The sequence below is a fragment of the Marinobacter sp. SS8-8 genome (genome assembly GCF_030540945.1).
Classification (GTDB): Bacteria; Pseudomonadota; Gammaproteobacteria; order Pseudomonadales; family Oleiphilaceae; genus Marinobacter.
The window spans coordinates 50,268-59,782 of sequence record NZ_JASSVN010000020.1; the positions used below are offsets into that span (position 1 = coordinate 50,268).

Consider the following 9,515-nt stretch of genomic DNA (forward strand, 5'->3'; position numbering starts at 1 on the left):
TGCCCGATGGATTGGGGCAACCGCTTTACTCACACAGTCGGAACCCTCTTCTCAGTCAGGGGCTCCCAGAGGCTCGGCAAATGAGCCATGCCTGCGTGCGCGCCACTCGCGGAACTGCTCCAGCCAGGACAGCAACGCCGGAATCACCAGCAACACCAGCAAGGTTGATAACCCAAGGCCAAAGGCAATGGAGGTGGCCATGGGAATCAGGAACTGGGCCTGCAGGGACGTCTCGAACAACAGGGGCAGAAGACCACCGATGGTTGTCAATGATGTCAGCATCACCGCCCGCACCCGCTGCACGGCGGCCTCATTGAGTGCATCGGTAATATCCAGCCCTTTTTTCCGCTGCTGATTGTAGAAAGCTACGAGGATAATGGCGTTATTGACCACAATACCGGACAGGCCGAACAAACCAAACAGCGACAATATGGTCAGTTGCAGCCCCATCAGCCAGTGGCCGAGCAACGCCCCCACCAGGGCAAATGGAATAATAGCCATGACGATCAGCGGCAGACTCCAGGAGGCAAACACCCAGGCCAGAACCACATACATCAGCGCCAGGCCGATCACCAACCCAGTCTGCATATCGGACATGGTTTCCCGCTGATCCGCAGCCCGTCCCTCAAAGCTGTAACGCACGTTATAGCGGCTGGCAATTTCTGGCAGCACCCCGGCCTGAAGGCTTTCCAGAATCTGGTCTGTGGTGCTGACCCGGGTATTCAGGCCAGAGGTTACCTCAACAGCCAGCCTGCCCTCGGCATGGCGCAGAGCCTGGAATCCCTGGCGGTGGTCCAGGTTCATCACCTGAGTCAACGGCACAAAACGCCCGTCCGGAACCCGGACCGTCATCCGGGACAGGGTGGACAGACGCTCACGCTGGTCCCGGGGCAGCTGCACGCGAACCTCCACTTCGTCCCGGCCATCCTGGTAGATCTGGGCAATCCGGCCATCAAAGGCCGCCCTGAGCTGCCGACCAAGATCGGAAGTGCTCAGCCCCAGGGCCTCGCCGTAGGCGCTGGCCTGATAGATCAGCTGTTCCCGCCCCCAGGGCATATCCTCTTCCACGTCCAGTACCCCGGGCAGGGTAGAAAGCGCCTGAATCAACTCGTCCGCCGCCTGTTTCAGGCGCTCGGCATTGTCGCCGGTCAGGCGCACGTTCACATCCCGGCCCGGCGGACCCGCCTGCCGTTCGGATATGGTCAGGCTATCCAGCCCGGCCGGCGTCTCCAGCCGGCTGCGCCACTCGGTGATGAATTCGGGGTTGCGGACTGAGCGCTGGTCCGAGGGCACCAGCTCGATCATCATCGAGCCCAACTCATCGCCACTTCGTGAGCTGCCTTCAGAGCCCTGGGTCGCGCCCCGGGTAGTGACCGCATGGAGGATGAAATCGCCGCCCAGGGCCTCCTCCGTATCGTTGAGGGTTCGTTGCATCCGCTCAAGGAAGCTATCCACCGTTCCCCGGGAAGTTCCGGCCACGAAACTGGCATTGGCGTAGAACACCGACGGCTCCGGCGTCGGGAAAAAGTTGAACCCGAGCCGGCCGCCAGCCAGCAGACCGACGGTCACAATGGCCAGGGCAACCGCACCGGCGACGGTCGCGCCCCGGTGCTCCAGGCTGTAGCGGGAAAACCGGCGGAACCGGCCCTCCCTAAACTGGTCAAAACGTTGTTCAAAGCCACGCCGAAACCGCTCGATCAGGCCCGACTTTCTTGATTCGGATGCCTCGGATCCTGCTGTTTGCTTTCGACGGGGCACAAAGGCGTGGCGCAGGTGCGCCGGAAGAACGATAAAGCACTCCACAAGAGAGGCGACCAACACACAGATCATCACCAGCGGAATATCACCCAGGATATTGCCGATGACACCGCCAACCACCAGCAGGGGCATGAAAGCTGCGACGGTAGTCAGGGAAGACGCCAGCACCGGCCAGACCATTCGTTTGGCGGCCCCCTCGGACGCATAAATGGATTCCTCCCCCATTCGGGCGTGGGCATCGGCGTCTTCACCAACCACAATGGCATCATCCACAATGACCCCCAGGGCCATGATCAGGGCAAACAGGGAAATCATGTTGATGGAGCCACCGATCAGCCAGAGTACCGCCATCGCCGCCAGGAACGCCGTCGGGATGCCAATAGCCACCCACAGGGCCACACGCCCGGGCAGGAACAGGTATAACAGGCCGACCACCAGCACCAGACCGCCCAGGCCGTTTTTCACCAACAGGGAAATGCGGTCATCCAGCAACTGCCAGGTTTCATCGTAGACTTCCAGTGCCACCGTCGGCGGCAGCGCCGGCCGGGTGTCCGCCAGCCAGGTTTCCAGCACCCTGGCGGCCGCCAGTGAATTCCCGTTTTCTGACCGCTGCAACTGGAGCTCAACCGCCGGCTTGCCGTCTTTCTCCAGGGTTATCTGGCTTTCCCGGGCTTCCTGCCGGATGCTGGCAACATCTCCGAGGTTCAGTTGTATGCGCGCACCACTGAGCAACGGGATATTTTCGAATTCCTGGGGGCTACGGCGCTGCTCCACGGCCCGAAGTTCCCGGGTCGCATCCTGTTGCGCCATCATGCCCGCCGGCAGATCCCGTGAAACGGCGGCAACGCGCTCGGCGACCTGCTCCAGCGACAGCCCCAGCGTCTCCAGCCGTTCCACCGGCACATCGATACTGATTTGCTGCTCCGGCAAGCCCCGGATGGACACCCGGTCAATGCCCCGCTGCAGCAATTCGTCCTCAAACCGATAAGCCAACTGACGCAACTCGCTGCGGTCCACATCACCAATGACCAACAGCCGGGCGACGGGCTCATACCGTTCTATCCGGGTTACCTGGGGCTCCTCCGCCTCTGCAGGGAAGTTGGTGAATTCGTCCACCTGTTGACGAACATCGTCCAGGGCCAGAATCGGATCGGTGCCCTCCTCGAATTCCAGGGTGATGGAAGACACGCCCTGGGCCGATGTGGAGGTCATTTTTTTCAGGCCGTCGACACTGCGCAGGCGCTGCTCCAGCGGGTTGGTAATGCCCTGCTCCACGTCTTCGGCGGACGCACCGCTCCAGACCACGCGAACACTGACGAAATCAAGGGCAAACGTCGGGAAGAACTGGACGTTCATCCGGGTCAGGGCCAAGACCCCGCCCAGCAGCATCACCAACATCACCAGGTTGGCAGCAACCCGGTGATGGACAAAAAAACCGATTACGCCCTTTCTGCGCCTCATTGCTCCGCTGCTCCGGAATCCGCCACATCCACCTTGAGGCCGGTGACCGCATTAGGCAGGTGCGTGGTAATGAGTTGCGCGCCGGAAACCAGCGCTTCGCCGGACACCAGCAGGCGACGTTCTCCGTTGCTCCCCCGGGCTTCGCCACTACGTTCTATTCTGGCGCGCTCCATACGGCCATCCGATGACAGCAGGTAAACGCTGTCGGCGCCGTAGAGTGCACTGAACGGAATGGAAACGGTATTACTGAGAGCGGCCCGTTCCAGGGTCACCGGCATCAGTTCGCCAGGGCGGATTCCTCCGGGTTGTTCTGTCAGTTCCAGGATAGCTTCGGTTCCGGACGGATCACTCGTGCCGGCGAAGCGGGCCAGCCGGAACCGGTGCTGATTGTCGACGCTGGTCGCCGTCAGGGTTTCTCCCCGCTCCAGGGCAGCCAGCAGTTCGCCACGGAACATTTCCGGTACTCGTGCCCTGAGTTCGAGGCCGTCAGTAGGATACAACGACAGCAAGGGTTCGCCGCGGCTGACCTGGTCGCCCCTGGCGACCTGAATGTCGGTGACAATACCGTCGAAGGGCGCCATCATCCTGGCCCGTTCAGCATCCCGCCGGGTGCTGCTCAGGTTCGCTTCGGCCTGGGCCAGCTTCGCCTCAAGGCTCTGCAGGCGGGCCGGATGTTCCTCAATCGCCCGCTGCCGGGTAGTCACGGTCAGTTCTGCCCGGGCGGCGGCGTCAGTGGCCGCTTCCAGCCCCTCCCGGGACGCCAGGTTGCGGTTAACCAGTGATCGTGTACGCTCAAGCTGACGACGGGCGTTGTCGAGAATGGCCTGCTCACTGGCCAGCGCCACCTGATCGTTCCGGTAACGCACCTGCTCTAATCGGATCTGTGCTTCCAGGTCCGCCACCTGGGCTTCGGCCTGGGCAAGCGCCGGCTCGATGTCGGCATCGTCGAGCGCCACCAGAAGGTCGCCCTCCTTCACCCTCCGCCCCTCGGTCACGGGGCGCTCCCCGATACGTCCGGCGAGTGTCGCGATAACCGTCAACTGCTCCGGAGCCGTGACTTCCCCATACAGCGGCAACACAGGCGTATGGGTACCCGGTTCAATCCGCTGCACCTGAACACGCCAACTGCGCTCCGTGGCGTTCACTTCGGCGGGCTCCGGGCGAGTCATCTTGAGAAACAGGAAACCGGCGATGCCGATGGCAAGAATCAATACAGGAATGAGTCGTTTGGACATTACGTGCTGGCCAGCTATGGTAAATAAAGCCCTTCGGGCTGTCGGGTTCAGATTACTATACAATCAGGGCTCGTTTTCGGATTGGGCAAACCCGAGCCCTGCGTCTATTTTTCGCGGCAATCGCCCCTTTCATGGCAACGGAGATCATTACCTTTGGCGGTAGAACAACATGTCAATCTCCTGAGCGCAACGCTCATCAACGGCCTGATTGTTGCCGTCGTTGTACTTATTCATCACGAGGCGCTGGTTCACTTGAGCGGGCTCCTGGCGAAGATGCACCAGAGCCATCGGTTCCGCCTGATCGCCGCGGTCTTTGGCATTCTTGCCGCCCACACCTTGCAGGTCTGGATTTTTGCCGCCGCGTTTTTCTTCATGCACCACGCCGAGGGTTGGGGTGAACTTGCCGGCAATTTCAGCGGCAGCATTCTGGATTGCGTCTACTTTTCTTTTACCACCTTTACCACCGTTGGCTACGGGGATGTTGAGCCCTTTGGCGTCCTGCGTTTTCTCACCGGCATCGAGGCCCTCGCCGGACTGGTTCTGATCACCTGGAGCGCCTCGTTCCTGTTCGTGGAAATGCAGCGCTACTGGCCTACCCGCTAAACCCACTTGCAACGAGCCAGAGTGTAATACAGCAGGGGAACCACCAGAACCGTCAGCAGTGTCGACATGGCCAGGCCAAAGATCAGCGAAATTGCCAGGCCGTTGAAGATCGGATCATTCAGAATGAAGTAAGCACCCACCATCGCTGAAATCGCCGTCAGAGCGATGGGCTTGATCCGCACCGCCCCTGCCAGGACCACCGCCTCATCCAGGTCCACCCCTTCTTCGATCAGTTGCCGGATAAACACCACCAGCAGGATCGAATTACGCACGATAATGCCCGCCAGGGCAATCATGCCAATCATGCTGGTGGCGGTGAATTCCCGACCCAACAGGGCATGCCCGGGCATGATCCCTATCAGCGTCAGTGGGATGGGGGCCATGATGACCAGTGGCAGGATATACGACCGGAACTGCGCCACCAGCAGGACAAAGATCAGGAGTACACCCACGCTGTAAGCGGCCCCCATATCCCGGAAGGTTTCATAGGTAATCTGCCATTCACCGTCCCATTTGAGAGCACCGTTTTCCGGGAGCGTCGGTTGGTCAACAAAGTATTGTTCCGGGGCGCCCTCCTGCTGGTTCAGGCGCTTCACCATGGCAAACATGCCATACAGCGGTGACTCAGTCTCGCCAGCCATGTCCGCCGTCACATAGGTTACCGGCAGCAGGTCCTTGTGGTAGATCGCACCCACCCAGTCCGCCTCACGAATGTCGGCAACGCTCGCCAGCGGGACCAGATTGCCGCTGCGGCTGCGGACCTTCAGAGATAGCAGTATCGACGGCTGAGCCTTGTCGCCTTCGCCAAGAATCACCCGGATCGGAACGGGGTACTTGGCGTAATCGTCATGCAGGAAGCTGACGCTGGTCCCACCAAGCGCGGTCTGCAGGGCACCGACGACCTGGGCCTGGGAGACGCCAAGCCGCGCCGCACGGTCCCGGTCCACCACAACCTTCCACTGCCGGGTCGGGGCTTCGAGGGTGGTGTCGATATCCACCAGCCCATCGACTTCGGGCATCCCCTCTGCCACGCCGCGGGCCAGTTCCGCCCGACGGGATTCACCCATCGCGTAGATTTCGGCCACCACCGGAGACAGAACCGGGGGTCCCGGGGGCACCTCCACGACCTTCACGCTGGCACCGTATTTGTCGGCAACCGCCTTCAGTGGCGCCCGTAAGGACTGGGCAATGTCGTGGGACTGCCGATCCCGGTTTTCCTTGTCGCTCAGGTTGATCTGGATATCGCCCTGATAGGGATCGTTGCGCAGGTAATACTGGCGTACGAGGCCATTAAAGTTGATAGGGGATGCCGTGCCGGCGTAGGTCTGCCAGGTGGCGACTTCGTCTACCGATTCAAGGTACCCGCCCATTTCCATCAGTACCCGCTGGGTCTGCTCCATCGGGGTGTATTCAGGCATATCGACCACCACCTGCAGCTCGGACTTGTTGTCGAAGGGCAGCATTTTCAGGATAACCGCCATAAAGACTGGCAACGACGCAGCCGCGATGGTCAGCCCAACCACGCCCAGCCCAAGCAGGCGACGACGCCAGGAATGGTTACCGAGAAACGGGCCCAGCACCGTCCGGAAGATGCGCAGGGACAAGGGACTGACGCCGTCAGCGGAACTGGAAGCCTCATCCGCTTCGGCAGCCATTTCTCCTTTCTTGTGTTTCAGCAACCGAAAGGCCAGCCAGGGCGCGACAACAAAGGCTACGATCTGGGACAGCACCATACCCGCCGAGGCATTGATCGGAATGGGGCTCATGTACGGCCCCATGAGGCCGCTGACAAAAGCCATCGGGATCAGCGCCGCCATGACGGTCAGGCTGGCCATAATGGTGGGCGTTCCCACCTCGTCGACAGCGACGGGAATGATGTCCTTCACCGCCTGGCGGGAGTTCCGGATCCGGCGGTTGATATTCTCGGTGATCACGATACCGTCGTCCACCAGTATGCCGATGGAGAAAATCAACGCAAACAGCGATACCCGGTTGAGGGTAAAGCCCCAGGCCCAGGAAAACACCAGGGTCAGTAACAGGGTAATCAGGACCGCAACGCCAACGATCAGGGCCTGGCGCCAGCCCATGGCCGCCAGCACCAGCAGCACCACGCTCAGGGTGGCGGAGATCAGATCGGTGATCAGCTTGCGGGCCTTCCGGGAGGCCGTCACGCCGTAATCCCGGGTAACCAGCACTTCCACGCCCTCGGGTAATGCCCGGTTTCGCAACTGCTGCAGACGCTGCTCAATGGCCGTGGTGATATTGACGGCGTTTTCACCCGGTTTCTTGGCGATCGCCAGGGTTACCGCGGGGTACACTCCGCCGGGCCGGCTGTCAATTCCGTTCTCATATGCCGGCCCGAAGCCCGTCATCACGCTCTGATCGGCCACAGTGCCACCCCGGCTTATTTCCGCCACATCCGCCAGGTAAACCGCTGAGCCATTGCGCATACCCACCACCAGACGGCGAACATCGTCGACCGATTCCAGCAGGGTTCCGGCCTGAACCGGGATAGAGACATTATCCCGTGTAATCCGGGCCTCCTGGCTGCTGGCATTGGCGGCAGACAGCGCATTTCGTAGATCGTCAATGGTCAGGTTGAAGCCTGCCAGCAGTGCCGGATCAAACCGGATATCGACCCGGTCGGGGATGCCGCCCGTGGTGTAGACGTCCCGGGTACCCGGAACCCGCTTCAGAGCGACCTCCAGCATATGGGCAAGGCGGGTAAGCTCTTCCCCGCTGTGCCCGTTAACCGGATCGTAAAGGGTCAGGGTCATCACCGGAACATCGTCAATCCCTTTGGGTTTGATAACCGGCTGGCTGGCGCCGAGATTGGCAGGCAACCAGTCCTGATTCGAATACACCTGGTTGTAGAGCCGGACCAGCGCCTCCTGGCGGGGAACGCCCACTTCGAACTGCACCGTGATCAAGGCCTGGCCCTGACGAGACACTGAGTAGACGTGTTTCACGCCCTGGATCTCGCTCATGACCTGTTCGGCAGGCGTGGCTATGGCGCTTTCCACCTCGCGGATACTGGCGCCGGGAAACGCCACCATGATGTCGGCCATGGTGACATCAATCTGGGGCTCCTCCTCTTTCGGGGTAACCACCACGGCCAGCACGCCAAGAATGACCGCCAGAATGGCAAGCAATGGCGTGAGATGATTGTTCTGGAAAACCCGGGCAATGGCACCGGATGGGCCAACGGGCGGTAAATCACGGCTCACGGCTTCGCCTCCGTGCCCGACTCTGTACCTAACTCCGTGACAAGGTTCAGCCGATCACTGCCCACCAACTGCGAGGGATTGGTGACCACCCGTTCGCCTTCACTGAGGCCGGCAAGGATCTCAAGCCGGTCATTGTCCCGCACCCCGGTGCGCACCTGGCGCAGCCGGGGCCGGCCCTGATCATCCAGCACAAAAACGGCTCTCAGTTCGCTGCGCCGGACCAGGCTGCTGGCCGACACCCAGAGGGCCTCACGACTGGCGACGGGCACGCCGACCTTGACCAGCATGCCGGGGAACAGGGAGCCGTTGGGCTCACTCAGGCGCATTCTCAGGCGGAAGGTATGGGTTTGCGGGTTGGCATAGGGGTAGAACGTCATCTCACCGGTCTCCAGCACCCGGCCATCGGCAAGTGTCACCGTTGCCTGGCGCTCGCTGCGCGCCAGTTCCGCGTATTTCTGTGGCAGGTCGACGACGACCCGCAGCTGCTCCAGGGACAGCCCGCTGAGCAGTGGCTGGCCAGGGCTCACAGACTCCCCTACCTCTACATGCCGCTCGGTGAGGATGCCGCCATAGGGCGCCACCACCCGGGTGTAGGACAGTTGCTCCCGGGCTTCGGCAACCGCGGCGCTGGCACGCTCCACCCTGGCCCGGGCGGCCGCCAGATTGTTACTGGCCTGATCAAACTCCTGGCGGGACACCAGCCCCCGCTCACTAATTGCCTCAATACGCTCGAACCGCTGGCGCGCATCCGAGAGTGCCGCTTCGGCTTCCTCCAGTCCGGCCTGGGCCTGGCGCAGCCGGGACCGTTGTTCACTATCCTCGAGCTGAACGATAAGGTCACCAGCGGCGACAGAATCGTCAACATCGTAGGGCAGACTCTCAACGGTACCACTGGTCTGGGCCGAGACAGTGCTCTGCTGAACAGCCTCGATGACACCATCAAGACGGACGGTCTCATGAAACTCGCTGCGCTCTGCGACCGCTGCCATCAGCGCCCGGTCGCCGTCCTGCCCCTGGACCGCAGAGGCCAGCAGCCCCAGGGTGACGATAAAGCCTGCGGCTGCTATCCGCCCCATTGAGCACCTCCCGAATGACGAATCTGGTTATTAGTTAGTTTCCGTCCATAAACGTAAAACACTGATATTAAATAAAAAAATGAGGTAATCAGGCAGGAAACCTCCAGCGGAAAATGGTATTCTTTGTCACAAGCAATTGAAACAAAAGAAAAAAC

General features: G+C 61.1%; 5 protein-coding genes. 1 reads left to right on the forward strand and 4 read right to left on the reverse strand.

Annotated features, from left to right (window positions below; genetic code table 11):
* Nucleotides 1–51: 51 nt before the first annotated feature.
* Nucleotides 52–3,219 carry an efflux RND transporter permease subunit gene (locus tag QPL96_RS16625; RefSeq protein ID WP_303288432.1) on the reverse strand — a complete coding sequence of 1,056 codons (3,168 nt, stop codon included), beginning with the start codon at nucleotides 3,217–3,219 and terminating at the stop codon, nucleotides 52–54.
* Entirely contained in the window at nucleotides 3,216–4,454 is a 1,239-nt protein-coding gene (locus tag QPL96_RS16630; RefSeq protein ID WP_303288433.1) for an efflux RND transporter periplasmic adaptor subunit, read from the reverse strand. The genes QPL96_RS16625 and QPL96_RS16630 overlap by 4 nt, the downstream gene beginning before the upstream one ends.
* Before the next feature lie 153 nt (nucleotides 4,455–4,607).
* Between QPL96_RS16630 and QPL96_RS16635 the strand changes: the two genes are divergently transcribed.
* Complete coding sequence (locus QPL96_RS16635; RefSeq protein WP_303288434.1) at nucleotides 4,608–5,057, forward strand: potassium channel family protein; 450 nt, start codon at nucleotides 4,608–4,610, stop codon at nucleotides 5,055–5,057.
* Here QPL96_RS16635 and QPL96_RS16640 read toward each other — a convergent pair.
* Both QPL96_RS16640 and QPL96_RS16645 read right to left on the reverse strand, forming a co-directional pair.
* Nucleotides 5,054–8,284 (reverse strand): efflux RND transporter permease subunit, encoded by a 3,231-nt coding sequence (locus QPL96_RS16640; RefSeq protein WP_303288435.1) that lies wholly within the window; start codon nucleotides 8,282–8,284, stop codon nucleotides 5,054–5,056. The two genes, QPL96_RS16635 and QPL96_RS16640, sit on opposite strands and share 4 nt — an antisense overlap.
* Nucleotides 8,281–9,360 (reverse strand): efflux RND transporter periplasmic adaptor subunit, encoded by a 1,080-nt coding sequence (locus tag QPL96_RS16645; protein WP_303288436.1) that lies wholly within the window; start codon nucleotides 9,358–9,360, stop codon nucleotides 8,281–8,283. Before QPL96_RS16645 ends, QPL96_RS16640 begins: the two co-directional genes overlap by 4 nt.
* Between the last annotated feature and the right edge of the window lie 155 nt (nucleotides 9,361–9,515).

Bases quoted from the DNA above. Each gene is read 5' to 3' on its own strand.
- QPL96_RS16630 (WP_303288433.1), bottom strand. From the start codon at position 4,454: ATGTCCAAACGACTCATTCCTGTATTGATTCTTGCCATCGGCATCGCC.
- QPL96_RS16645 (WP_303288436.1), bottom strand. From the start codon at position 9,360: ATGGGGCGGATAGCAGCCGCAGGCTTTATCGTCACCCTGGGGCTGCTG.
- QPL96_RS16625 (WP_303288432.1), bottom strand. From the start codon at position 3,219: ATGAGGCGCAGAAAGGGCGTAATCGGTTTTTTTGTCCATCACCGGGTT.